Source organism: Micromonospora citrea, from assembly GCF_900090315.1.
Taxonomy (GTDB): domain Bacteria; phylum Actinomycetota; class Actinomycetes; order Mycobacteriales; family Micromonosporaceae; genus Micromonospora; species Micromonospora citrea.
Genome location: NZ_FMHZ01000002.1, coordinates 5,214,442 through 5,237,665 on the forward strand (window position 1 = coordinate 5,214,442; position 23,224 = coordinate 5,237,665).

The window sequence follows — 23,224 nt, forward strand, 5'->3', positions numbered from 1 at the left end:
CAGAACGTGACCGGGCTCACAGGGTCGTAGCCTCCGGCCGTCATCCTGTCGATCTACGACACCGGAGGTGTGTCACATGGCAGCACCCGAACCGGAGGCGCCGACAGCGGCGCGGTCCAGGGCGAAGGACCACAGCCCCTGGAACTGGTTGCTCTTCATCCCCATCGTGGTGCCGCTGATCCCGGTGTTCTTCAACGCGGACTCGCCCCGGATTCTCGGCTTCCCGCGCTTCTACTGGCTCCAGCTCGCCTACATCCTGCTCGGCGTGGCCACCACGACGCTGGTGTACCAGATGACGAAGAAGCGGGGTGGCCGCTGATGTGGCGCGACCATCTCACCGAGATCATCATCTTCTCGCTGCTCTTCCTGCTGGTCAGCGGGATGGGCTTCGTGGCCGCCCGGTGGCGCGCCCCGAAGGACATGGCCCACCTCGACGAGTGGGGGCTGGGCGGGCGTAACTTCGGCGGCTGGATCACCTGGTTCCTGGTCGGCGGCGACCTCTACACGGCGTACACCTTCGTGGCGGTGCCGGCGCTGATGTTCGGGGCCGGCGCGGCGGGTTTCTTCGCCGTCCCGTACACCATCGTGATCTACCCGTTGGTGTTCCTGGTGCTGTGCCGGCTCTGGTCGGTCTCGCACCGGCACGGCTTCGTCACCCCGGCGGACTTCGTCCGCAGCCGGTTCGACTCGCCGGTGCTGGCGCTGCTCGTGGCGATCACCGGCATCGTCGCCACGATGCCCTACATCGCGCTGCAACTCGTCGGCATCGAGGCGGTGCTCAAGACGATGGGGGTCACCGGCGAGAGCGCCCTGGCCCGGCACCTGCCCATCATCGTCGCGTTCGCGATCCTGGCCGCGTACACGTACCAGTCGGGGCTGCGGGCACCGGCGCTGATCGCGTTCGTCAAGGACACGCTGATCTACATCGTGATCCTGGTGGCGGTCATCTGGCTGCCCTACAAGCTCGGCGGTTGGGGCGAGATCTTCGACGCCGCCGACGCGAAGTTCGACGCGTCGCCGAACCCGAACGACGGGGTGCTGCTGGGCGCCAACAACCAGCTCCAGTACGTCACGCTGGCGTTCGGTTCGGCGCTGGCGCTGTTCCTCTACCCGCACAGCATCACCGGCGTGCTGGCCAGCCGGAACCGGGACGTGATCAAGCGGAACATGTCGGCGCTGCCCGCGTACAGCCTGCTGCTGGGGCTGATCGCGCTGCTCGGCTTCATGGCCATCGCGGCCGGGGTGAAGCCGCTGCCCGGGGCGAAGGAAGGCTCCGTCGACAGCAACACCGTCGTGCCGGTCCTGTTCGACCAGCAGTTCCCCGACTGGTTCGCCGGCGTCGCCTACGCGGCCATCGGCATCGGCGCGCTGGTGCCGGCGGCGATCATGTCCATCGCGGCGGCGAACCTGTTCACCCGCAACATCTACAAGGAGTACCTGAAGCGGGACGCCTCCCCGGCCCAGGAGGCGAACGTCTCGAAGATCACCTCGCTGGTGGTGAAGGTCGGCGCGGTGGCCTGCATCGTCTTCCTCGACCCGCAGTTCTCCATCGACCTCCAGCTCATCGGCGGCGTGATCATCCTCCAGACGCTGCCGGCGGTGGCGCTGGGCCTCTACACCCGCTGGTTCCACCGGGGCGCGCTCGTCGCCGGCTGGGCCGCCGGCATGGGGCTGGGCATGTGGATGCTCTACCAGATCCCCAACGCGGCCACCGGGCGCAAGCACTTCGGCGGCTCGGCGTTCCCGCTGTCGGACTTCGGCTTCGACACCCCGAAGACGATCTACGTCGGGATCGTGGCGGTGCTGGTCAACCTGCTGGTGGCGGCGCTGCTGACGCTGGTGCTGCGGGCGGCCAGGGTACGCGACGGCGTCGACGGCACCACGCCGGACGACTACTTCGCCGACGAGGGCGACCCGCGCGTCGTGCCGGGGCAGCGCCGCGACGCCGACGCCGCACCGGAACCGGTCGCCTGACGAGGAAGGGCCCCTTGTCGCATCTCGATGTGCGGGGGCCCTTCCCCACACCTCGACCGATGTGCGGGGCCCTTCCCCACAGCTGGACCGGCGGCCCGGCGGGCTCAGCCCACGGCGCGCCAGAGCAGGTACAGGCCGATCACCGTGCCGAAGGCCACGATCAGCGTCTTGAGCACCACCGACGGCAGCCGGCGGACCAGCCGGGCGCCTGCGTACCCGCCGACCAGCGTCGCCGGCGCGACCAGCGCCACCGCCGCCCAGTTCACCGGGCCGAACAGCGCGAACACCACGAGCGTGGTCAACCCGACCAGGGCGGAGAGCAGGTTCTTGATCGCGCTCACCCGGGCCAGTGTCGCGTCCAGCACCAGAGCCAGGCCGGCGACCAGCATCACCCCGAGCGCCGCGCCGAAGTAGCCGCCGTACACCGCGCCGACCGCGACCATCGCCTGCACACCGACCGTACGGCGGCGGGGCGACAGGTCGCGCGGATGCCCGACCAGCCGGCGCAGCGGATCCTGGAATGCCAGCACCGCCGTCGCCCCGAGCACCAGGAAGGGCACCACCAGCTCGAACGCCCGCGCCGGGGTGGCCAGCAGCAGCAGGGCCCCGGCGATCGTGCCGACGATGGTGGTCGGCACCAGCGTGGCCAGCGCCCGCCCCCGCGGCAGGTCGGTGCGGCTGCCCGCCACGCTCGCCACGTACCCCGGAAAGACCGCCACCGAGTTGCTCACGTTGGCCGGCACCGGCGGCAGGCCCACCGCGATCATCGCCGGGAAGGTGATGAGCGAGCCGCCGCCGGCCACCGCGTTGACGGTGCCCGCGGCGAGACCGGCGGTGAGCAGCAGCGCGGCGTCGGAGAGATCCATGGTCCCCAGAGGCTAGTAAGCGCCCCGCCCGGCCGCCCGCGACGGTGAGCCCGGCCGCCAGCTCTGCCCGCCCGGCCCCGCCTCGCCGTGCCTGGCCGGCGCGGCGGGGCGGGCCTTGGCGGCGTTTTCAGGTCGGTGCTGCCTCGCGAGGCGGGGAGGCGGCAGTTTCCCTGAAGCAGCGCGATCGGCTCCGGTGTCGCGCTCGGGCGGCGGGGCCGGGGTGGCAATAGACGCGGCGGTGGCGTCGTTAGGATGGGTGCGCGACGGACGAGTCGACCGGGCGGTCGCGTCGGCGGGCTCCGGCCCGCCGCCGAGGAACGTCCGGACTCCACAGGGCAGGGTGGTTGCTAACGGCAACCCGGGGTGACCCGCGGGACAGTGCCACAGAAAACAGACCGCCGGCCCCATCGGGGACGGTAAGGGTGAAACGGTGGGGTAAGAGCCCACCAGCACCCCGGGTGACCGGGGTGGCTCGGTAAACCCCACCCGGAGCAAGGCCAAGAAAGGGCCGTCGGCCAGCAGGACGACGACCCGCGCAGACGCTTGAGGACGGCCCGTCCGATGTCTGCGGGTAGGCCGCTTGAGCCTGCCGGCGACGGCAGGCCTAGATGGATGGCCGCCGCCGGCGCGAGCCCTTCGGGGCGCGCGCCGGTCACAGAATCCGGCGTACAGGTCGACTCGTCCGTCGCCCACCTGCTGGCGGGGCTGATCAAGCCTCTGACCTGGCTCTATCGTCGGGTGTCTATGGTCGTTGTCGGTCGACTTTGGTCGGCGTTTGACGCCCTGGCGACGCCCTGATCTTGGACTTGTTTCGCCTCGCTGGCCGGTCTGGTTGGCGGGGTTTCGTCGTGTCCGTCGGCAGGCGTCCGCGGTGCGGCTGACGGCGTCTCGCGGCTGGCCGGGGGAGCTGGTTGCCGGCGGCCGGGTGAGTCGGTGGCAAGCCAGTCCCGGGGTTGGACTGGCGCGGCAGTCGGAAGCCCCGACCCGTCGACCAGGCCGCCTCGGCGGCTTCCGTCGCGGCCTCGTCGGGCCCGGTGCTGCTGGCTGGTTCCTGGTCACCCTGGGGGCGGCGTCCCGGCGGGTGTCGGTGGCTCACCGCCCCGGCGCCGGAGGCGTCCGGGGCGGCTTGCCGCCGGCCGGGCTTGCCGGCCCCGCGCCGCGCTTGCGCGGCGCCTTGATCCATAACAGAGGAATTCGGCAAGGCCATGCGGACTGACGTGGCGGGTCTGACCAGTGCCCTCGACTGTGCCACGTCCAAGCCTAGTACTCCAGCAGGGGATCCGTTTCAGGGCTCGGTGAGGGCTTGTCGGGCGTAGTGGCTGATCTTGCCTTCGGCTTGGTATTGGCGTCGGAAGATGAGTTCAGAGCGGGTCCGCACCGTGCGGTGCAGCAGGGTCTTCCCGACGCCCAGGCCCCAGGTCCGATGACGGTCCTCTGCATCTTCTTGGCCTTCGTGCGCCGGTCGACGAAATATCGCAAGACAGGGCTGCGGAGATCGCACTACCGGCGCGGGAATATACCAATCATGGGCCACTCCGATACGCAGTTCGAGATATTCGGTCTCCAAAGTGTGGCAGCCCCTACTCTGAAGGGCGATAGGCCGGTCGACCCTGCACGGGATTTCCATTGCCGACTGCGGAGCGGACCGGGCTCTTGTGTGGCGGACCCATCGAGGAGAGCTGTGGAGAACGTTGGCAAGATTCGCCTGCATCAGAACGCGTGGGTTGTGGCAAAGCTGCAATTCACCTATTTGGATGGCGGCAAGATGATCCACACGGACGGCAGTCCTGGCGTCGCGCTAGGGAACTCGGTCACCTTGGACCCGAGTGAGTTCGGCGTGCCCGAAGGAGCGTCCGTCTCTGCGTACATTTTCGTGGTGTGGGGGAACGACAACCATGGGAAGGAAATTTTCACTATGGTTCACGGCAGTCCGAACATTGCGGACTACACCCTTGAGGGCACGACCCTGGGGAATACGCTCACGTACAACGGCATGAAGCAGAAATAACAACGCACGGCCGATCGGGAAGGACGTTCGCCATGGATTATGAGACCGTCGGCAAGATTTGTCTCCAGCAGAATGCTTGGGTTGTCGCGCGTGTCGAGTTTGTCGTTCTTCACAATGGAGAGATGGTGCACATCAAGTGCGATACCGGTGACGTGCGACTCGGGCAAAAGATTGTCGTTGACCCAGGAAAGCAGTGCAAGATGTCCGACGGCTCGCTCATGCCCACCGGGGCGTTGTTCTCTCTGTACGTGTTCGTGGTCTGGGGAAATGACGTGCAAGCGCATGAGATCTTCAAGTATGAGTCGGGCAATTCCCGTACGGCGAATTACACTCTGACGGGGACAACCCTCGATTCTCACCTGCAGCTCACGGGCATCAGTTGAGTTGGGAGTAGCTAGTACTCCAGCAGGAGATTATCTTCAGGGCTCCGTCAGGGCCTGTCGGGCGTAGTGGCTTGCTCAGGCCGACCGAAGCACGACCCGACCACGTCCATCAGCTCGTCGAACAGCCCAGACCATCGCTGGACGTCTCTGGTCTGCAGGCGGCAGCCACCGCCGAATCTTTGATCCACAGAACCACGAGACTCAGCGGTGACTGCTCCATGCCCACGGACAAAACCGCACAGCTCCAGCAGGTCCGAACGGATCCCTGCTGGAGTACTAGTCAGGACGTGCTATTGAGCTACGGAAAGAAGAGACTTGAGGTCTAGTTGTCCGAGAGCGAAGGCAATCACCGCTAAAGCGATAACCACTGCTTGCCACCGGCTTTGTAACCATACGAGGCTACGGTCGACGTAGCGGGCCGCGATGCGGACGGTTCGTGCCTGCTTTGAGAACGTAGAGCTCTCTGCGCGCCACCGCCTCGCCTCGTTCGTTCAGCTGGTAGCCGTCCAGCCAAGTCCACCCGCTGTAGGTATGCAGATCAGCGCGGATCTTGATGAGGCGGAAGAGGATCGGTCGCGCGAACTGGGGGCTTGCGGCGCGGGTTAGGTGCAGTACGTCACCGGCCTTCACGTCGGCTCTTCCTGTCTCGCCAGGCCCGTAGGGTCTCGCCGAGTCCCACAGGTCCGCCAGCCAGTAGAGCGAGACCGACAGCATCCAGGCCCACCCGCGCACCCAGGTCGCCTCGTCGAACCCGAGCGCCTCCCGGTAGGCGGCCCGCGCTCGGGCATCGAACAGGCTCCAGCCCGGCCGCACCTCGACCGCCGGATCGCCGCGGCCGAGACCGCCGAAGTCGATCACCCCGACGAGCCTGCCCTGGTTCACCAGCAGGTTGCCCGCCAGGAGATCACCGTGCAGCCATACCGGCGGTCCGGGCCACTCGCCCGCCGCCATCGCCTCGTCCCACGCGGCAGTCACCGCCCGCCCGTCGATCCGGTCGCCCAGCGCCGCGATCGACCGGCGGGTCAGCTCGTCCCGCTGCACCAGTGGTACGCCGCGCTGAATCCCCTCCTTGACCGGCCCGCCCATCGGGTCGATGGCGATCATCGCGCGCACGAAGCCGGCGAGGTCGACGGCGAGGTCGACGAGGTCCTGCCCGGCTTCCGGGTTGCGCCCGGGCAGCCACGGGACGACCGTCCACGGCCACGGATAGTTTCCGCCCGGCCGGCCGACAGCGACCGGCACCGGTACCGGCACCGGAAGGTACGGCGCCAGCCGCGGCAGCCAGGTCGCGTCGGTCGCCACCTGGTCGACCGCCCACTGCGCCCGCGGTAGCCGTGCCGTGAGGGAATCACCCAGCCGGAACAACGCGTTGTCGGTGCCGTTCGACGGCTGCCGAACGAGCGGCAGGTCCGACCATTCGGGGAACTGCTCGTCGACCAGGGCGCGTACCTGCTCGACAGTGACGACGATCTCTCCAGGGCGCATCCGCGCGAACGTAGGACCGGCTCGGTCATCCTGTCAATCGAAATCGGACCACGCCGCACCGCGCGCCGGATCGACCGCCCGCCGTCGGCTTCGACGGGACGCCCGGACCAGCAACCGTTCCTGGTGCTCGGTGTGCTACCGATCGCAGCGGTGAAGGACAATGTGCCGATGGTTGATCACCGCCTCTGTCGTCTCTCCGTGCGCGACGACGAGTTGGAGCTTGCCGGTCCGCCGGCTGCGCTCCGTGCACTCAGCCGGCTGCTACGCCAGCATGCTGCGCCCGTTGAGGTGGCGGTCACCGGCGGGGTCGTCAGTCAGAAGGTGACGGCGGGCCCGCTGCTCGTCAGTCTGGAAGGCGGGACCACGCTGCGTCTCACCGGCGGGCGCGAGTGTCTCGACATCATCTGGGGCGCGCTCGATGGCCTGGCGGAGCAAGCCGAGACCGCCGATGACCGGACGGTCCACCGGCATCTGCACATCGAGCACTCTCCTGGTGACGAGTACCGGTCGCCGGACTCGGTCCCATTGATCATCGTGGCCGACTGGCCAGAAGTGTAGGTGCACGACTGCCGCGCGGCGAGCGGGGTGAGTGTGACCGAACCGTCCCGACGCGTCCGGGCAGGTGCATGGCGTAACACGACCTCTAGGGCCAGGGCTCCCAGGGCAGCGCGTCCCGCCAGCCTTGGCGGCCGGCGGCCCAGTCCGCGACGACCCTCGCCACCGGATCGACCCCGATCACGACCGGTTGGGCCGGCACGTGGGCCTGGAAGTGCCTGTCCTCGCCACCCTCGCGGTATTCCACCTGGTAGCTCAGGTCGTCGTTGAGATAGACCTGCATGTAGTGCTGCCCGGCGGGCTCCAGGTCGAGTCGCTCGACGATCACGAAGCGCCACGTCAGGTTCATGTCCGCCAGGGCGTCGTACAGAGTGGTCTCGGACGGGTCGTCCCAGGCCTGCCCGCTCGCCTCTCGCGCCCTCACCACGGGTCCGGTCACGACCCGACCCTACCGAAGTGTCGGACGGCAACCGGAGTCGGTGACTCGACCCCGACTCACGGCAGAGAAATGCCCAATATCTACCTTTTCGGATGGTTGACGTTATCTGGCCGTGACACACCGCCTTGGTCGTCGTTGCCTGGATGTCAACTGTCCACAACACGGGGGATTACATGAGCAGGACCTCTACGCGGCGCCGATGGGGCGGTGCCTACGCACGACTGGCGGCGCTCGCGCTGCTGGCCGGTGCACTGTTGCTCGCGGGCGGCTCGCCGGCCAGCGCCGCATCCACGATCAACATCAATCCGGGGAACGTGCCGACCACGGCGGCGAACTTCACCCAGGACTGTGACCCCAACCTCGGCGGTGGGCCTTTCGCCAACGAGGACGTGTGGGTGTTCAACCTGCCGGGCAACCAGGACACCACCGGCGTCTTCCAGACGATCACGGCGACGTTCAGCACGCCGACCGGCGACGTCACGAGGACGATCCCCGGCCCGGACAGCGCCATCGTCAACAACCTGGGTACCAGCAAGGCGTGGATCCGGGTTCCGGCCGGCTGGACGTTGACCGGCGCCACCGCGGTGATCTCGGGAACCGCGGACTTCTTCGTGCTCACCCACACCTGCGCGGCGTCGAACCCACGGGTGAACCCGAAGCTGCACCTGACCAAGACCGGTTCCCCGGCCACCGGTGTGAAGGCCGGTGACGTGGTCACCTACACCTACACGGTGACGAACCAGAGCACGGGCACGACCGACCCGATCACCAACATCACCGTCACCGACAACGTGGTCACCGGCATCACCTGCGAGGACACGTCGCTCGCGCAGGGGGAGAGCACCACCTGCACCGGCACGTACACGGTCAAGAGCAGCGACGTGAAGAACGGTAAGATCGTCAACACCGCCCAGGCGAGCGGGTTGTTCCTGCAGCAGACGGTTCCGTCGAACCAGGCGACGTTCACGGTGACCACCAAGCCGGCCCCGCCGAAGCAGGTCAGCCTGTCGATCGACAAGAAGGCGCGGGTCGACTCGGACTGCCGCGACAAGTGCGCGAACGACGGCTACGCCGCCAAGGGTGACAAGATCTTCTACACGTACCGGGTGACGAACACGGGCACGGTCACCATCACCGACGTGGGCGTCGACGACCCGAAGGCCGGCGAGGTCGTCTGCAACAGCACCACCCTGGCGCGGGGCACGAGCACCGACTGCCACGCCGTCGAGCCGTACGTGGTCACCAAGGCCGACGTCAAGGCCGGAAAGGTGGTCAACACGGCCCGGGCGACCGGCAGGTACGACGGCAGGTCCGTGGTCTCCGACCCGGACACCGTCACCGTCTGCATCCGGGGCGGCAAGTACGACCACCGGCACGACGGCAAGCACGACAAGGACGGCAAGCACCACAAGGAGTTGCCGGTCACCGGCGACGACTCCTCCGTGGCGCTCTCCCTGGGCGGTGGCCTGCTGGCCGCCGGTGGCCTCCTGATCGGGGCCAGCCGGATCCGCCGTAAGGCGGGCGTCCAGGCCTGATCCGGCACGACAGACACTCCGGGCACCGCCGCGAGGCGGTGCCCGGAGTGCTTCCTCCGTCCCCTGCGGCCCTTCCGGTGCCCCACTCGTCGCACGCTTCGCAGGCCGTCGGCATCGCGGGCTGGAAGGATCACCAGGGCAACTCTCGGGCCGACCGATCCGGGCACGACATGTCGGGTCCGGCACCCCCTCGCGCGCCTAGCGTTGCTCCTCGAACAGGGAAGGGGAAATGGGTGCTGGAGCGGCTCAACCAGGCCATGGAGCACATCGAGCGGCACCTCGACCAGCCGATCGAGGTGGCCGAGCTGGCGCGGATCGCGGTGACGTCGGAGTACCACCTCCGGCGGATCTTCTCCGCGCTGGCGGGCGTCGGCCTGTCCGAGTACATCCGCCGCCGGCGGCTCACCGTCGCGGGCGCCGAGGTGCTCGCGGGGGAACGGACGCTGCTCGACGTCGCGGTGCGCTACGGCTACGGCTCCACCGAGGCGTTCGCCCGGGCGTTCCACGCCATGCACGGCGTGGGCCCCGGCGAGGCCAGGCGTACGGGGGCGGCGCTGCGCTCCCAGCCCCGGATGTCCTTCCGACTCGTCGTCGAAGGGAGCAGCAGCATGCGATACCGGATCGTGCACAAGGAGGAGTTCCGGCTGGTCGGCCGCAAGGCCCGGGTACCGCTCGTGCACGAGGGGATGAACCCGGCGATCGTGGCCTTCGTCAGGAGCATCGAGCCGGAGACGGTACGCCGGATCGAGGCGCTGTCCGACCAGGAGCCGCGCGGCATCGTCAACGTCAGCGACAAGGTGGCCGACGACCGCGCGGAGGGCACCGAGTTGGACTACTGGCACGGCGTGGTGACCGGCGAGGACGCGCCGGCGGACCTCGACGCGCTCGCCGTGCCGGCGGGCACCTGGGCGGTCTTCGAGACCTCCGGGGCGTTCCCCCAGGCGGTGCAGTACCTGTGGCGGGACGTGTTCACCCAGTGGTTCCCGTCCAACCCGTACCGCAGCCGGCCGGGGCCGGAGATCTCCCGCACCCGGCTCTCGGCGGACGGCGCCGAGGCGGAGGCCGAGCTGTGGATCCCGGTGGAGCCGGTCAGCCGCTGATCTCGGCGAGGACGCGGCGCTGGAAGGCCCGGGCCTCCGGGCCGCCCGGCGGCGGCCCGCCCTCCCGCGCCGCGATCGACCGCTCGATCAGGTCGGCGTCCCCGCCGTCGCCGCCGGTGGACGCAGCCGCAGCCGAACCGGCGACGCCGCCGAGCGACCCGCCGGCAACGGCGCCGGGTGTCCTACCGGCATCGGCGGCGAGGGACCGGCCGGCGACAGCGCCGATCGGCCGGCCGTCGGCGATCAGCCGGCGGCCGGCGTCGGCCTTCGACAGCCAGACCCCGTGACGGACCTTCACCAGGGACCGGCAGGCGCCGAGCACCGCGTCCTCGGCGCCGGGGGCGGGACCGTCGCCGGGCGGCGTCGGCAGGGCCAGCCACCAGCGCAGCGCGTCGGTCAGCAGGCGACGCAGGTCGGTGGCGGAGAGGTCGGCGAAGGTGTCGGCGGCCGGCGGCCCGAGCAGGGCGTACCCGCACTGGTGCAGGATGCTGCGGTCCAGCCCGTACCAGAACAGGCCGTCCTCGGCCGCCCGCTCGGCGGCGGCCCAGGTGGCCCGGAACGCCATCCGCGCGCCGGTGTTCAGCTCGACCTCGAATCCGGGTTCCGGCGTGCCGGAGCAGGCGACCGCCCGACGGTAGACGACCAGTTCCAGCCCGCGCGCCGGGCAGGGCAGCGACTCGTGCCGCAGCCGCGCCACCAGTTCCCGCTTGCGCGCCGGGTCGAGGGCGTCCGCGCAGACCAGCGCCACGTCGACGTCGCTGCGCCCCGGCTGGTACGCGCCCAAACCCACCGAGCCGGCCGCGTACGCCCCGACGAGGTCGTCGCCGAGGACGTCGCGGGCGGCGGCGAGCAGGTCGACGAGGTAGCGGCGCAGGGCGGGGTCGAGGTCAGTCATCGGACTCCGTCCAGACCGTGCCGGCGGGCAGGAACCAGGCGGTGGCCTCGGCGCCGAGGGCGTGCGCGATGACCAGCCGGGCGTGCCGGTCCAGCGGCGGCAGCCGGTCGGGCGGGAACCACTCCACGGCCACCGACTCGTCGTCGTTGACCCGCGCGGTGCTGCCCAGCAGCCGGCACTCGAAGCCGAGGTTCAGGTATTCGCAGCGGTCGCCGTTGGGATAGGTGTGCGGGTGGGTGAGGACGCTGCTCAACCGGACCGGCTCCACGTGCAGGCCGGTCTCCTCCCGTACCTCGCGGACCACCGCCGTGGCCGGCTGCTCGCTCGGCTCGACGACGCCGCTGGCGACGGACCACCGGCCGTCGTCGGCGCGCCTGCCCAGCAGCAGTTCCCCGGCGTCGTTGCGGACCACCGCGCTCACGCTCGGCAGCCAGAGCAGGTCGTGGCCGACGTGCTCGCGGATCCGCAGGATGTAGTCCGATGCGCCCACCCGGCGACCCTAACCCGCCCTCCGCCCGGCGGCCCGGCCGGAGCCCGGCGGCCCGGCCCGCGAGCACGTAGGTCCGGCCGGAGCACGGCGGCCCCGGCCCCGAGTGCCCACGGCGCGGCACGGGCACGGCGGCGCGCCGTGCGGGCGGCGGAGCGGGGAGGCCCGTGCCGGCGGGGTCAGTCGGGGCAGGGCAGCCGTTCCAGGGCGGCCGGTCCGGCGTCGGTGTGCACGACCTGCGCGAAGCAGGCCGTCGAGTCGGCCCGCTGCCAGCCGAAGACCGACGACGCCGTCTTCGCCACCCGCACCCGGAACACCAGTCGGACGGCGGGCCCGGAACCCGGCCCGTCGCTGCGTACGGTCAGCACCTCGACCCCGTCGACCCCGCCGGCGGCCTGTCGCAGCGTCGACTCCCCGACGGCGGGGGCGGCGAGCAGTCGCGCGCGGGCGAGCTGCGCGGTCGCGGTCACCTCCCGATCGGCCCGCTGCTCCAGCCGCTGCTGCGACCTGTCCCGCAGCAGGGGCAGCCCGGCGGCCACCCCGACGGCGGCCAGCAGGCCCGCCACCGCCGCCGCGACCAGCCCGCGCCGCAACCGCACCGGTGTTCTTCCCCCGCGTCGCACGGGGGGATTGTGCGACACCGGCGCGCCCCGCGGCTGCCCCGTCGGGCCGGCGCCGGGCCGTTCCCGAACGCCCGATCGCCCTGTTTTCGCAGTTCCAGCCCCTGCGGCCGACAGCACGTCTACTGTGGAGAACATCGGCGACTTGTGGTGTTCCGGTGGCGGCCGGGTGGTTCGCGGTGCACAGTGATCCCATGAGCGACAGCGGAAGCGGTGGGCACCACTACTGGTGCACCCGACACCACCGGGTCGAGACCGATGCCGACGTGTGCCCCGCCAAGCACGTTCTCGGGCCGTACGCCTCGGCCGCCGACGCGGAGAACGCTCTGCAACAGGTGCGGGAGCGCAACGAGGCGTGGGACGCCGAGGACGCCCGCTGGGCCGGGGAGGACAGATAGGCGGCGCGGGACGGTCCGCGTCGAGATGCTCCGTGCTCCGCGAGGGCGAGAGCACGTCCCCAAGGAGGGAACCGAGATGGCCGAAGCACAGCAGGCCACCACCCGCCCGGCCGCCGGACGCACGACCGCCAGGAAGACCGCCGCGGCGGAGCGGTCCGCGGGCGCGGCACGGACCGTACGGCCGTCCGGCTCGACCACCGCGGCGAAGAAGGCGCCGGCCAGCAAGGCGACGGGCGGCGCCGGGCGGGCCCCGGCGAAGAAGACCGCCGCCGCGAAGGCCCCGGCGAAGAAGGCCCCCGCGAAGAAGACGGCGACCAAGGCCGCCACCGGGGCGAAGAAGACGACGGCCGCGGCGAAGAAGACGGCCGCCGCGACCGCGAAGAAGGCACCGGCCGCGGCGAAGAAGACGACGGCGGCGGCCAAGAGCACCGCCACGAGGAAGACCACCTCGGCGAAGACGCCCGCCTGGCAGGCGGCGACCAGGGCGACCACCGCGGCGAAGAAGGCCGCCGCGCCGGCGAGGAAGACCACCGCCCCCGCCAGGAAGGCCCCCGCCAAGACGACCGCCGCCGCCCGCAAGGTCACCTCGACGGCGAAGAAGACCACCGCGACGGCGGCGAAGAAGACCACCACGGCCGCGAAGGCGCCGGCCCGGAAGGCCGCCGCCAAGAAGACGACGCCGGCCCGGAAGACGGCCGCGACCCGCCCCACCGGCGGCGCGCGCAAGGCGGCCGCGAAGAAGGCCCCGGCGAAGAAGGCCACCGCGACGTCGTCGGCCACCACCCGCAAGGCGGCCGCGAAGAAGGCGCCGGCGAAGAAGACGACCGTCGCCAAGGCGCCGGCCAAGAAGGTCACCGCCCGGAAGGCACCGGCGCGGACGACGGCCGCCCGGGCCACCGCGCCCCGGGGCGCGCGGGCGGCCGCGCGGAAGGCGACCGGCTGACCGTCGCCCGGGCCACCGCGCCCCGGGGCGCGCGGGCGGCCGCGCGGAAGGCGACCGGCTGACCGCCGCCCGGGTCACCGTGCCCGGGGGCGCGCGGAGGGCCGCGCGGAAGGCGACCGGCTGACCGTCGACCCGTGACTCCCGGCGCGCGCCCGGGGAGCGGATCATCCGCCACGCTGTCAGGATTGACCCCGTGGTGATCCGACGCGTACTCGCGCCCCGCATCGACTTCGGCGCGCTGCGCCGCGAGCTGGGACTGCCCGAGGGGTTCCCGGCCGCGGCGCAGCGTGAGGCCGACGCCGCGGCGGCGGCGCCGCCCAGGCCGGCCGTCGACCGCACCGACATCCCGTTCGTCACCGTCGACCCCGCCGGCTCCCGCGACCTCGACCAGGCGATGCACCTCGCCCGCCGCGTCGGCGGCGGCTACCGGGTGTCGTACGCGATCGCCGACGTGGCGGCGCACGTGCGCCCCGGCGGCGCGTTGGAGGAGGAGACCTGGCGGCGCGGGCAGACCGTCTACCTGCCCGACGGGACGGTGCCGCTGCACCCGGAGACCCTCAGCGAGGGCGCGGCGAGCCTCCTGCCGGAGGTCGACCGGGCCGCCGTCGTGTGGACCGTCGACCTCGACTCCGAGGGCGGCACCGTCGGGGTCGAGCTGGAGCGGGCGCTGGTGCGCAGCCGGGCCCAGTTGGACTACGCCGGCGTCCAGGTTGCCGCCGACGCCGGCCGGCTGCCCGACCCGATCGCCCTGCTGCCCGAGATCGGGGCCCTGCTCACCGCCCGCGGCCTGCGCCGGGGAGCGATCAACCTGCCGCTGCCCGAGCAGGACGTGGAGGCGGACGGCGACGGCTGGCGGCTGGTGCTGCGCGGGCCGGTGCCGATGGAGGAGCACAACGCGCAGATCTCCCTGCTGACCGGGATGGCCGCCGCCGAGATCATGCTGGCCGGCGGGGTCGGCCTGCTGCGCACGATGCCGGCCCCGAAACCCGAGGCGGTGGCGCGGCTGCGCGCCGCCGCCGCCCCGCTGGGCGTGCACTGGCCCGAGGGGGCCGGCCCCGGCGAGGTGCTCGCCGGGCTGGACCCGTCGCAGCCCCGGGCCGCCGCCTTCGTCGACCAGGCGGCCGAGCTGATGCGCGGCGCCGCGTACACGGCCTTCGACGGCGCACCGCCGGAGCAGCGGGAGCACGGCGGGGTGGCGGCCGCGTACGCCCATGTCACCGCGCCGCTGCGCCGCCTGGCCGACCGGTACGCCACAGAGGTCTGCCTGGCGCTGCACGAGGGCCGGCCGGTGCCCGACTGGGCCCGCGCGGCGCTGCCCCGGCTGCCCGAGGTGATGGCGACGACCGACCGGGTGGCCTCGGCGGCCAGCCGGGGCGCGATCGAGCTCGCCGAGGCGGTGCTGCTCCGGCACCGGGTCGGGGAGACCTTCGACGCGGCGGTGCTCGACGCCGACGCGGTCCCGGAGGGCAAGCCCCGCCCGGGTCGCCGGCCCGGCGGCACGGTGGCGCTCGACGACCCGCCGGTGCGCGCCCGCTGCCTGGGCGAGCTGCCGCTCGGGGAGCGGGTCCGGGTCCGGCTGGTCACCGCCGACCCGGCGACGCGTTCGGTGGCCTTCGAACGAGCCTGACGCCGGCTGCCCGTCGTGCCGGTCTTCGGTGCCGATGGGGGCGGGGCGGCAGCGGGGTTTGTCACAGTGCTCGCCCCTGCTGACGCGGGGCCGGGTTTGCGAGGATGACGGCATGGCTTACGACGCGAGCACGCTGCCCGACGTGTCCGGGCTGACCGTCGGCATCATCGGCGGCACCGGCGACCAGGGACGGGGGCTCGCCTACCGGTTCGCCCGGGCCGGCCAGTCCGTGCTGATCGGGTCGCGGTCGGCCGAGCGGGCCGCACAGTCCGCGCAGGAGATCGCGTCGCTGCCCGGCGTCCCGGCCGGGGCCGAGGTCGCGGGCGCCGGCAACGAGGAGGTGGCCCGGCGCAGCGACGTGGTCGTCGTCGCGGTGCCGTGGGACGGGCACGCCGCGACCGTCGCCGCGCTCGCCGAGCCCCTCGCCGGCAAGATCGTCATCGACTGCGTCAACCCGCTCGGCTTCGACAAGCAGGGCCCCTACGCGCTCGCCGTGCCGGAGGGCAGCGCCGTCCAGCAGGCCGCCGGGCTGCTGCCCGACTCCCGGGTCTGCGCCGCGTTCAACCACGTCAGCGCGCCGCTGCTGGCCGACCCGGAGATCGACCGGATCGACCTCGACGTGCTCATCTGCACCGAGGACCGGGATCTGGTCGGCGTGGTCGCCGCCCTCGCGGCCCGGATCCCCGGCATGCGCGGCATCTACGCCGGCCGGCTGCGCAACGCCCACCAGATCGAGGCGTTCACCGCCAACCTGATCGCCATCAACAAGCGCTACAAGGCGCACGCCGGGATCCGGGTCACCGACCTCTGACGTCCGGCGGCGTGCCGGTCCGGCGGTGGCCCGCTCAGGGCCGGGCGGCGACCGCGTCGACCTCGAAGAGCATGTCGGGCAGCGCGAGGGCGGCCACGCCGGTGAGGGTCTGCGTGGGCGGCGTGGCACCCCAGATCTCGCCGATGACCCCCGCGACGACGGCCAGCTTGTCGGCGTCGTGGTCCACGATGTGGGTGCGCAGCTGCACGATGTGGCGGTGCTCCAGCCCCTCGGCGGCCAACGCCTTCCCCAGGTTGGCGAACGACTGCCTCACCTGTGCGGCGAAGTCCGGGGAGGTGACCTGGCCGGTGGCGTCTGAGGCGTACTGGCCGGCGACGAGGACCAGTTCTCCCGAGACGCGGGCGACGTGGCTGTAGCCGTAGCTCACCGGGTCGTGCAGGGTGTCGGGGTTGCTGATGGTGTGTGGCATGGTGGTCCTTCCGTGGTCAGGCGGTGCGGTCCCGCCGGGCGGCGGCGACCGTGACGGTCGTGAGCAGGGCGAGGACGCCGGCGACGCCGAACGCGGCGCGCCAGCCGAGGAGGTCGCCGACCACCGTGCCGGCCGGCACGCCGAGGACGGACGCGGTGGAGACCCCGCCGAAGATGACGGCGGTGGCGGGCGCGACGTGCCGGGCCGGCACGAGGCGGACCGCGAGGCCACCGGCGATCACCCAGAGGCCGCCGACGCTGAGGACTGGTGGACGGGAGCGCCCCGCGGGAATGGGCGTAGGTCAGCCCCGCAGGGCGGTGAAGCGGTTCCGGGTCTGGCCCGGCGCGGCCGGGAACCGGTGCTCCACGGTGGCCTTGATGTCGGCCAGGCTCTGCGCGGCCAGCTCCCGCCGCCAGCTCAGCTCCGCCCGGCGCATGGCCTGGGAGATCACGCAGGTCTGCCGGTAGTCGACGTCCGGCTGGCCGCCGGGCCCCTGGCGCAGGATCTCGCTGCACCGGAACGCCTCCTCGGTGCCCTCGATCGCGACCACCACGTCCAGCAGGGTGATCTCCTCCGGCCGACGGGCCAGCCGGAAGCCGCCCCTCGGGCCGGAGGTGGAGGTGACGATGCCGGCGCGGGCCAGCGCCTGGAGCTGCTTGTTCAGATAGGCGGGGGGCAGCTCGTAGAACGCGGCGAGGGTGGTCGCGCGGATCGCCCGGCCGTCGGTGACCCAGGACAGGTTGAGGCAGGTGTGCAGGGCCCACTCGACGCCCTCGCTCATCTTCATAACATGGACGTTACTTGTCCAGGATCGCTGTGGCAACGTCTCCGGCGGGTCGGCCCGCCTCGGCCGCGGGGGGAGAGGCCCACGCCCGGCGGGCGGCCCGGGGGCCGTGTGCGCGTCCCCGGGCCGCCCGGCCGGCATCAAGAGGCGTCGGCCGACCGGCGTCAGAAGGTGTGCTCGGCGGCGGGGAAGTCGCCGCCACGGACCTCGTCGGCAAAGCGCCGGGTCGCGTCGGCGAGGGTGCCGGCCAGGTCGGCGTAGCGCTTCACGAAGCGGGGCGCCTTGCCGGCACGCAGGCCGGCCATGTCCTGCCAGACCAGCACCTGGGCGTCGGTGTCCGGGCCGGCGCCGATGCCGACGGTCGGGATCGGCAGCTCCGCGGTGATCCGCTTGGCTACCTCGCCGGGCACCATCTCCAGCACCACGGCGAACGCGCCCGCCTCGGCCACGGCGCGGGCGTCGGCGATGACGTCCTCGGCCGCGTCGCCGCGCCCCTGGACCCGGTAGCCGCCGATGGCGTGCTCGCTCTGCGGGGTGAAGCCGATGTGCGCCATCACCGGGATGCCGGCGCCGGTGATCGCGGCGATCTGCCCGGCACAGCGCCGGCCGCCCTCCAGCTTCACCGCGTGGCAGCCGCCCTCCTTCATGAACCGCACCGCGGTGCGCAGCGCCTGCGTCGGACCCTCCTCGTACGAGCCGAAGGGCAGGTCGCCGACGACCAGCGTGTGCCGGGTCGCCCGCACCACCGCGCGGACCAGCGGGAGCAGCTCCTCGGCGGTCACCGGCAACGTCGTCTCGTAGCCGAAGACGTTGTTCGCCGCCGAGTCGCCGACCAGCAGCACCGGGATGCCGGCCTGGTCGAAGATCGAGGCGGTGTACTGGTCGTACGAGGTGAGCATCGGCCACCGCTCGCCGCGCTCCTTGGCGGCGATCAGGTCGCGGGTGCGTACCCGCCGGGTGGCCGGGCCGCCGTAGAGGGCGGTCACCTCGGACGGGGTGGACTCCACCATGACTCTCTCCTTCCTCGAGGCCGCGTGCGCGGTCCCCGGGTTCCGTCGCGATCGTCGCACCCGACGACCGGCCGGCGGCAGAGCCCAGTGGAGGATGTCACTCCCGGGCCGGCGTGGTGACCGGCCCGGGAGCGACCCGGCTCAGCCGTCCTCGCGCCACCGGTTCGTGATCGGCAGCCGCCGGTCCCGCCCGAACGCCTTCATCGAGATCTTCGTGCCCGGCGCGGACTGGCGGCGCTTGTACTCGGCGGTATCCACCATCCGCAGCACCCGGTCGACGATGGCCGGGTCGTGGCCGGACGCGACCAGCCCGTCGCGGCCCAGGTCGCCGTCGACGTAGCCGATCAGGATCGGGTCCAGCACGTCGTAGTCGGGCAGCGTGTCGCTGTCGAGCTGGCCCGGGCTCAGCTCGGCGCTCGGCGGCTTGCCGATCGAGTTCTCGGGGATGGGCGGGGTCTCGCCCCGGCGGGCGGCGTCCGCGTTGCGCCACTTCGCCAACCGCCACACCAGCGTCTTCCACACGTCCTTGACGGGGTTGAAGCCGCCGACCGAGTCGCCGTAGAGGGTGGAGTAGCCGACCGCCAGCTCGCTCTTGTTGCCGGTGGTGAGCACCAGGTGCCCCTCCTGGTTCGACAGGGCCATGAGGATCACCCCGCGCACCCGCGCCTGGAGGTTCTCCACCGAGACGCCGGAGAGCGACATGTTGGCCAGGAAGGTGTCCACCATCGGCTGGATCGGCTCGACCCGGTAGTCCAGCCCGGTCCGCTTGGCCAGCTCCGCCGCGTCCTCGCGGCTGTGCTCGGAGGAGTGCTGGCTGGGCAGCGACACGCCGACCACCCGGTCGGGCCCGAGCGCGTCGACGGCCAGCGCGGCCACCACCGCCGAGTCGATGCCGCCGGAGAGGCCCAGCACCACCGACGGGAACCGGTTCTTGTCGACGTAGTCGCGCAGCCCCAGCACCAGCGCCTGCCACACCTCGGCCTCGTCGGCCACCGGGGCGATGATGCCGCCCGTGGCGGCGGGCCCGCCGGCCGGTGGCGGGACGGCGTCGACCGCGGCGCGGACCACCCGCATGTCGTCGGCCAGCGCCTCGTCGGGGCCCGCCGACTCCCGGGCCGGCGGCAGGTCGACGTCGTGCACCAGCAGGTGCTCGACGAACTGCGGCGCGCGGGTGAGCAGTTCGCCGTCCGCGGTCACGATCATCGAGTCGCCCTCGAAGACCAGCTCGTCCTGGCCGCCGATCATGTTGACGTACGCGATGGTGGCCCCCGCCTCGGCGGCCCGGCGCCGCACCAGCGGCAGCCGGATGTCGTCCTTGTTCAGCTCGTACGGCGAGCCGTTGATGTTCAGGACCAGACCGACGCCGGCCTGGCGGGCCGCGGCGAACGGGCCGCCGGCCTGCCACAGGTCCTCGCAGATGGTCAGCGCCACGTCCACCCCGCCGACGCGGACGACGGTCAGCTCCCGGCCGGGGACGAAGTAGCGGTCCTCGTCGAAGACGCCGTAGTTGGGCAGGTGGTGCTTGAAGTAGGTGGCCACGATGCCGCCCCGGTGCAGCAGCGCGGCCGCGTTACGGGCCCCGCGACCCGGTTCGGCGTCGCCGCTGACCTGCGGCGGGCCGTCGGCGTCCAGGTATCCCACCAGCACCGGCAGCTCGCCCAGCCCGTCGGCGGCGAGATCGGCGGCGAGCCGGTCCAGCGCGGCCCTCGACGCGGCGACGAAGGACCGCCGGAAGACCAGGTCCTCGACCGGGTAGCCGGTCAGCACCATCTCCGGGAACGCGACGAGCTGGGCGCCGGCGTCGGCGGCACGGCGGGCCCAGGCACGGACCAGGGCGGCGTTGCCGGCGAGGTCGCCGACGGTCGGGTTGACCTGGCACAGGGCGAGACGCAGGGTGGGCATGCCCTCATCTTGCCCCAGCGGTGCGGACCCGACACGCGCGGCGGGACGAGACCGCGGCGGGGCGGCGACCGGCCCCGGCGCCGGGTGTCGGGGCGGTGCCGGCGGGCGGCCACGGCCGGGCCGGCGGGTGCCGCGGGACAGGGCGGGACGAGGGCCGGCCGGTCGCGTAACGTCGGCGTAACGAGGCGGGTGGAGACTGGTCGGTCAGGCCGGGTCGACCCCGGTCGAAGGCGGACAACGTGTCGCGAGGGGTGGAAGTGGACCGTCAGCAGGAGTTCGTCCTCCGTACGCTGGAAGAGCGGGACATCCGGTTCGTCCGGCTGTGGTTCACCGACGTGCTGGGCACGCTCAAGAGCGTCTCGGTGGCCCCCGCCGAGCTGGAGGCGGCCTTCGAGGAGGGCATCGGCTTCGACGGCTCGGCGATCGAGGGCTTCGCCCGGGTCTTCGAGTCCGACATGGTCGCCATGCCCGACCCGACCACCTTCCAGGTCTTCCCGTTCGAGGGCGGGGTCAGCGGCGAGAGCGCCCGGATGTTCTGCGACATCCTGCTGCCCGACGGCGGCCCGTCCTGGGCCGACCCGCGGCACGTGCTGCGCCGGGCGCTGTCGAAGGCGGCCGAGAAGGGGTTCACCTTCTACACCCACCCCGAGATCGAGTTCTTCCTGCTGGAGAACGGCCCGCTGGACGGTTCGGTGCCGGTCCCGGTCGACACCGGCGGCTACTTCGAGCACACCACCCACGCGGTGGCCCGCGACTTCCGCCGCCAGGCCGTGCTGGCGCTGGAGCGGATCGGCATCTCGGTGGAGTTCAGCCACCACGAGGTGGCCCCCGGCCAGCAGGAGATCGACCTGCGCTACGCCGACGCGCTGACCACCGCCGACAACATCATGACCTTCCGGCACGTGGTGAAGGAGGTGGCGCTCTCCACCGGAGTGCAGGCCACCTTCATGCCGAAGCCCTTCACCGACCAGCCCGGCAGCGGCATGCACACCCACCTGTCGCTGTTCGAGGGGGAGCGCAACGCGTTCCACGACGGCGGCGACCCGATGAAGCTGTCCAAGGTGGCCCGCGCCTTCATCGCCGGGCTGCTGGTGCACGCCAGGGAATACACGGCCGTCACCAACCAGTGGGTCAACTCCTACAAGCGGCTCTTCCCGCAGGCGCTGCCCGACCGGGTCACCGAGAGCCCCGCGTACGTCTGCTGGGGTCACCTGAACCGGTCCGCGCTGGTCCGGGTCCCGGCCTACGGCAAGCCGAACTCGGCCCGGGTCGAGGTCCGCTCGCCCGACTCGGCGGCCAACCCCTACCTGGCCTTCGCGGTGCTGCTCGGGGCCGGGATGAAGGGCATCGAGGAGGGCTACGAGCTGCCGCCGGGCGCCGAGGACGACGTCTGGTCGCTGACCAGCGCCGAGCGGCGGGCGATGGGATACGAGCCGCTGCCGGAGAACCTGGCCGAGGCGATCGACGTGATGGCCGGCTCCGAGCTTGTCGCCGAGGTGCTCGGCGAGCACGTCTTCGACTTCTTCCTGCGCAACAAGCGGGCCGAGTGGGAGCAGTACCGCCGCGAGGTCACCCCCTACGAGCGGCAGCGCTACCTGTCGCTGTAGGGCAGGGCTCCCGCCGCTGGCGCGGTGCCGCTATCGTCTCGATCACCGCGCCGGCACCCCGCCGGGCGTAGGACGGTCGGGAGGCAGTCGGTGCTGGAGGACCTGCTCAGCGGAGCCTGGCAGAGCGTCGTGTTCGGGGTCGTCGGGGTGGCCCTGATGGCGGCCGGGTTCGGGCTGGTCGACGTGCTCACTCCCGGGCGGCTGCGCGAGCTGATCTGGGTGCGTCGCAACGGCAACGCCGCGCTGCTGCTCGCCGCCAACCAGCTCGGCATCGCCGGGATCGTGTTCACCGCGATCCTGACCAGCTACAGCGACTTCGCCAAGGGGCTGGCCTCGACGGTCATCTTCGGCCTGATCGGGCTGGCCATCATGGCGCTGGCGTTCTTCGTGCTGGACCTGCTCACGCCGGGCAGGCTCGGTGAGATCATCTGCTCGGACGAGCCGCACCCGGCGGCCCGGGTCAGCGCCGCCACGCACTTCGGAGCCGCCCTGATCGTCTGCGCCTGCATCGCCTGAGCCGTCGCCCGCTCCCGCGTCGCCCACGCCGGCTGTGCGCGCCGCCGCCTGACCGGGGCGGAGCGGTTCCGTCGGACCCCCGTCGTAGGTTGCGGGAGTGAACCGGACGGATCGTCTCTACGCACTGGTGGAGGAGCTGCGCGCCGTGTCGCCCCGGCCGCGCAGCGCCCGCTGGCTCGCCGAGCGCTTCGAGGTGAGCACCCGCACGATCGAGCGCGACATCAACGCCCTCCAGGAATCCGGCGTGCCGATCTGGGCCGAGCAGGGCCGCACGGGCGGCTACGCGCTCGACCGGGCGCGCACGCTGCCGCCGGTCAACCTGACCCCCGGCGAGGCCGTCGCCCTGGCGGTGGCGCTGCACCGGATGCGCGGCACCCCGTTCGCCGCCGCGGCCGGCTCCGCGCTGCGCAAGCTGGTCGCCGTGATGCCGGCCGCCGACGCCGCCGAGGCACACCGGCTGGCCGCGCGGGTGCACCTGATCGGCGAGGGCCCGGCGACACCCGTCCCGGCCGGCGTCGCCGACGCCGTACGCGCGGGGCGCGTGCTGCGCATCCGCTACGCCGACCGGGCGGGCGCCGGCTCGCTGCGCGACGTGGAACCGTTGGGCTACCTCGGCAACGCCCGGCACTGGTACCTGCTGGCCTGGTGCCGGTTGCGCGGCGGCATCCGGGCCTTCCGCACCGACCGGATCAGCACGGTCACCACCCTCGGCGAGCGGGTGCCGGAGCGGGAGCTGGCTGTCGACGACCTCGACATCCCCCGGGAGCGCATCCGCCGGCTCAGCCTGGTCTGAGACGGGACAGCGCCGGCCGCCGGGCGCACGGCATGCTGTCCCATCTGGACGTTCCG

The 23,224-nt window shown here is 72.2% G+C and carries 25 protein-coding genes, 1 other RNA gene and 1 pseudogene; 15 read left to right on the top strand and 12 right to left on the bottom strand.

What is annotated here, in order from left to right; genetic code table 11:
• Positions 1-76 precede the first annotated feature (76 nt).
• Positions 77-319, top strand: a complete 243-nt coding sequence (locus GA0070606_RS23910) for a DUF3311 domain-containing protein (protein ID WP_091104467.1) — start codon at positions 77-79, stop codon at positions 317-319.
• Positions 319-1,974 (top strand): monocarboxylate uptake permease MctP, encoded by a 1,656-nt coding sequence (gene mctP, locus GA0070606_RS23915; protein WP_091104469.1) that lies wholly within the window; start codon positions 319-321, stop codon positions 1,972-1,974. The genes GA0070606_RS23910 and mctP overlap by 1 nt, the downstream gene beginning before the upstream one ends.
• Before the next feature lie 104 nt (positions 1,975-2,078).
• Here the strand turns inward: mctP and GA0070606_RS23920 are convergent, their stop codons facing one another.
• Positions 2,079-2,840, bottom strand: coding sequence for a sulfite exporter TauE/SafE family protein (locus GA0070606_RS23920; protein WP_091104473.1), 762 nt, complete (start codon positions 2,838-2,840; stop codon positions 2,079-2,081).
• A 268-nt stretch (positions 2,841-3,108) separates the two neighbouring features.
• On the opposite strand from GA0070606_RS23920, the gene rnpB reads away from it, so the two are divergent.
• The 3 genes from rnpB to GA0070606_RS23935 all read left to right on the top strand — a co-directional run bounded on the left by rnpB (position 3,109) and on the right by GA0070606_RS23935 (position 5,231).
• Positions 3,109-3,525, top strand: an RNA gene (gene rnpB / locus GA0070606_RS23925) — RNase P RNA component class A.
• 996 nt (positions 3,526-4,521) lie between these two features.
• Entirely contained in the window at positions 4,522-4,848 is a 327-nt protein-coding gene (locus tag GA0070606_RS23930; RefSeq protein ID WP_091104476.1) for a hypothetical protein, read from the top strand.
• Positions 4,849-4,880: 32 nt separating this feature from the next.
• Positions 4,881-5,231 carry a hypothetical protein gene (locus GA0070606_RS23935; RefSeq protein ID WP_091104479.1) on the top strand — a complete coding sequence of 117 codons (351 nt, stop codon included), beginning with the start codon at positions 4,881-4,883 and terminating at the stop codon, positions 5,229-5,231.
• A gap of 399 nt (positions 5,232-5,630) precedes the next feature.
• Here the strand turns inward: GA0070606_RS23935 and GA0070606_RS34070 are convergent, their stop codons facing one another.
• The gene (locus GA0070606_RS34070; protein ID WP_218106174.1) at positions 5,631-5,861 is read right to left on the bottom strand and encodes a hypothetical protein; all 231 of its coding nucleotides are present in this window, start codon (positions 5,859-5,861) and stop codon (positions 5,631-5,633) included.
• 102 nt (positions 5,862-5,963) lie between these two features.
• A pseudogene (locus tag GA0070606_RS23940) lies at positions 5,964-6,716 on the bottom strand (aminoglycoside phosphotransferase family protein); the annotation flags it as partial.
• 150 nt (positions 6,717-6,866) lie between these two features.
• Between GA0070606_RS23940 and GA0070606_RS23945 the strand changes: the two are divergent.
• The gene (locus GA0070606_RS23945; protein ID WP_141721782.1) at positions 6,867-7,274 is read left to right on the top strand and encodes an Imm32 family immunity protein; all 408 of its coding nucleotides are present in this window, start codon (positions 6,867-6,869) and stop codon (positions 7,272-7,274) included.
• 85 nt (positions 7,275-7,359) lie between these two features.
• Here the strand turns inward: GA0070606_RS23945 and GA0070606_RS23950 are convergent, their stop codons facing one another.
• Positions 7,360-7,710 carry a hypothetical protein gene (locus GA0070606_RS23950; protein WP_091104486.1) on the bottom strand — a complete coding sequence of 117 codons (351 nt, stop codon included), beginning with the start codon at positions 7,708-7,710 and terminating at the stop codon, positions 7,360-7,362.
• A 173-nt stretch (positions 7,711-7,883) separates the two neighbouring features.
• Between GA0070606_RS23950 and GA0070606_RS23955 the strand changes: the two genes are divergently transcribed.
• Together GA0070606_RS23955 and GA0070606_RS23960 are read left to right on the top strand one after the other, a co-directional pair.
• Positions 7,884-9,245, top strand: coding sequence for a DUF7507 domain-containing protein (locus GA0070606_RS23955; protein ID WP_176737404.1), 1,362 nt, complete (start codon positions 7,884-7,886; stop codon positions 9,243-9,245).
• Between the two features lie 233 nt (positions 9,246-9,478).
• The gene (locus GA0070606_RS23960; RefSeq protein ID WP_091104492.1) at positions 9,479-10,345 is read left to right on the top strand and encodes an AraC family transcriptional regulator; all 867 of its coding nucleotides are present in this window, start codon (positions 9,479-9,481) and stop codon (positions 10,343-10,345) included.
• Here GA0070606_RS23960 and GA0070606_RS23965 read toward each other — a convergent pair.
• From GA0070606_RS23965 to GA0070606_RS23975, 3 genes are all read right to left on the bottom strand, one after another.
• Positions 10,335-11,240, bottom strand: a complete 906-nt coding sequence (locus GA0070606_RS23965) for a nucleotidyltransferase domain-containing protein (protein ID WP_245724786.1) — start codon at positions 11,238-11,240, stop codon at positions 10,335-10,337. The genes GA0070606_RS23960 and GA0070606_RS23965 overlap by 11 nt on opposite strands.
• Positions 11,233-11,730 carry an NUDIX hydrolase gene (locus tag GA0070606_RS23970; RefSeq protein ID WP_091104494.1) on the bottom strand — a complete coding sequence of 166 codons (498 nt, stop codon included), beginning with the start codon at positions 11,728-11,730 and terminating at the stop codon, positions 11,233-11,235. Before GA0070606_RS23970 ends, GA0070606_RS23965 begins: the two co-directional genes overlap by 8 nt.
• 176 nt (positions 11,731-11,906) lie before the next feature.
• Positions 11,907-12,350, bottom strand: a complete 444-nt coding sequence (locus tag GA0070606_RS23975; RefSeq protein WP_141721784.1) for a hypothetical protein — start codon at positions 12,348-12,350, stop codon at positions 11,907-11,909.
• Between the two features lie 191 nt (positions 12,351-12,541).
• On the opposite strand from GA0070606_RS23975, the gene GA0070606_RS23980 reads away from it, so the two are divergent.
• The 4 genes from GA0070606_RS23980 (at position 12,542) to npdG (ending at position 16,126) form a co-directional block, all read left to right on the top strand.
• Positions 12,542-12,745: a hypothetical protein gene (locus GA0070606_RS23980; RefSeq protein WP_091108094.1), complete on the top strand. Its 204-nt coding sequence runs from the start codon at positions 12,542-12,544 to the stop codon at positions 12,743-12,745.
• Positions 12,746-12,821: 76 nt separating this feature from the next.
• A complete protein-coding gene (locus GA0070606_RS23985; protein WP_091104500.1) occupies positions 12,822-13,688 on the top strand; it encodes a hypothetical protein in 867 nt (288 codons plus the stop codon).
• Positions 13,689-13,881: 193 nt separating this feature from the next.
• Positions 13,882-15,315, top strand: a complete 1,434-nt coding sequence (locus tag GA0070606_RS23990) for an RNB domain-containing ribonuclease (RefSeq protein ID WP_091104502.1) — start codon at positions 13,882-13,884, stop codon at positions 15,313-15,315.
• A gap of 112 nt (positions 15,316-15,427) precedes the next feature.
• The gene (gene npdG, locus GA0070606_RS23995; RefSeq protein ID WP_091104504.1) at positions 15,428-16,126 is read left to right on the top strand and encodes an NADPH-dependent F420 reductase; all 699 of its coding nucleotides are present in this window, start codon (positions 15,428-15,430) and stop codon (positions 16,124-16,126) included.
• Between the two features lie 34 nt (positions 16,127-16,160).
• Here npdG and GA0070606_RS24000 read toward each other — a convergent pair whose 3' ends face one another.
• The 5 genes from GA0070606_RS24000 to GA0070606_RS24020 form a co-directional block, all read right to left on the bottom strand.
• Positions 16,161-16,556 carry a RidA family protein gene (locus tag GA0070606_RS24000; RefSeq protein ID WP_091104507.1) on the bottom strand — a complete coding sequence of 132 codons (396 nt, stop codon included), beginning with the start codon at positions 16,554-16,556 and terminating at the stop codon, positions 16,161-16,163.
• Positions 16,557-16,572: 16 nt separating this feature from the next.
• Positions 16,573-16,848 (bottom strand): MFS transporter, encoded by a 276-nt coding sequence (locus GA0070606_RS24005; RefSeq protein WP_342672193.1) that lies wholly within the window; start codon positions 16,846-16,848, stop codon positions 16,573-16,575.
• Between the two features lie 9 nt (positions 16,849-16,857).
• Entirely contained in the window at positions 16,858-17,343 is a 486-nt protein-coding gene (locus GA0070606_RS24010; protein ID WP_091104509.1) for an RrF2 family transcriptional regulator, read from the bottom strand.
• Positions 17,344-17,504: 161 nt separating this feature from the next.
• Positions 17,505-18,350 (bottom strand): 3-methyl-2-oxobutanoate hydroxymethyltransferase, encoded by an 846-nt coding sequence (gene panB / locus GA0070606_RS24015; protein WP_091104512.1) that lies wholly within the window; start codon positions 18,348-18,350, stop codon positions 17,505-17,507.
• A gap of 141 nt (positions 18,351-18,491) precedes the next feature.
• Positions 18,492-20,252 (bottom strand): NAD+ synthase, encoded by a 1,761-nt coding sequence (locus GA0070606_RS24020; protein WP_091104514.1) that lies wholly within the window; start codon positions 20,250-20,252, stop codon positions 18,492-18,494.
• A gap of 257 nt (positions 20,253-20,509) precedes the next feature.
• Here GA0070606_RS24020 and glnA point away from each other — a divergent pair, with 257 nt between their 5' ends.
• The 3 genes from glnA to GA0070606_RS24035 all read left to right on the top strand — a co-directional run bounded on the left by glnA (position 20,510) and on the right by GA0070606_RS24035 (position 23,168).
• On the top strand, positions 20,510-21,859 hold the full coding sequence (gene glnA, locus GA0070606_RS24025; RefSeq protein WP_091104517.1) for a type I glutamate--ammonia ligase: 1,350 nt from the start codon (positions 20,510-20,512) through the stop codon (positions 21,857-21,859).
• Positions 21,860-21,949: 90 nt separating this feature from the next.
• Positions 21,950-22,375, top strand: coding sequence for a DUF350 domain-containing protein (locus GA0070606_RS24030; RefSeq protein WP_091104520.1), 426 nt, complete (start codon positions 21,950-21,952; stop codon positions 22,373-22,375).
• Positions 22,376-22,472: 97 nt separating this feature from the next.
• Positions 22,473-23,168 carry a helix-turn-helix transcriptional regulator gene (locus GA0070606_RS24035; RefSeq protein ID WP_091104523.1) on the top strand — a complete coding sequence of 232 codons (696 nt, stop codon included), beginning with the start codon at positions 22,473-22,475 and terminating at the stop codon, positions 23,166-23,168.
• Positions 23,169-23,224: the final 56 nt, after the last annotated feature.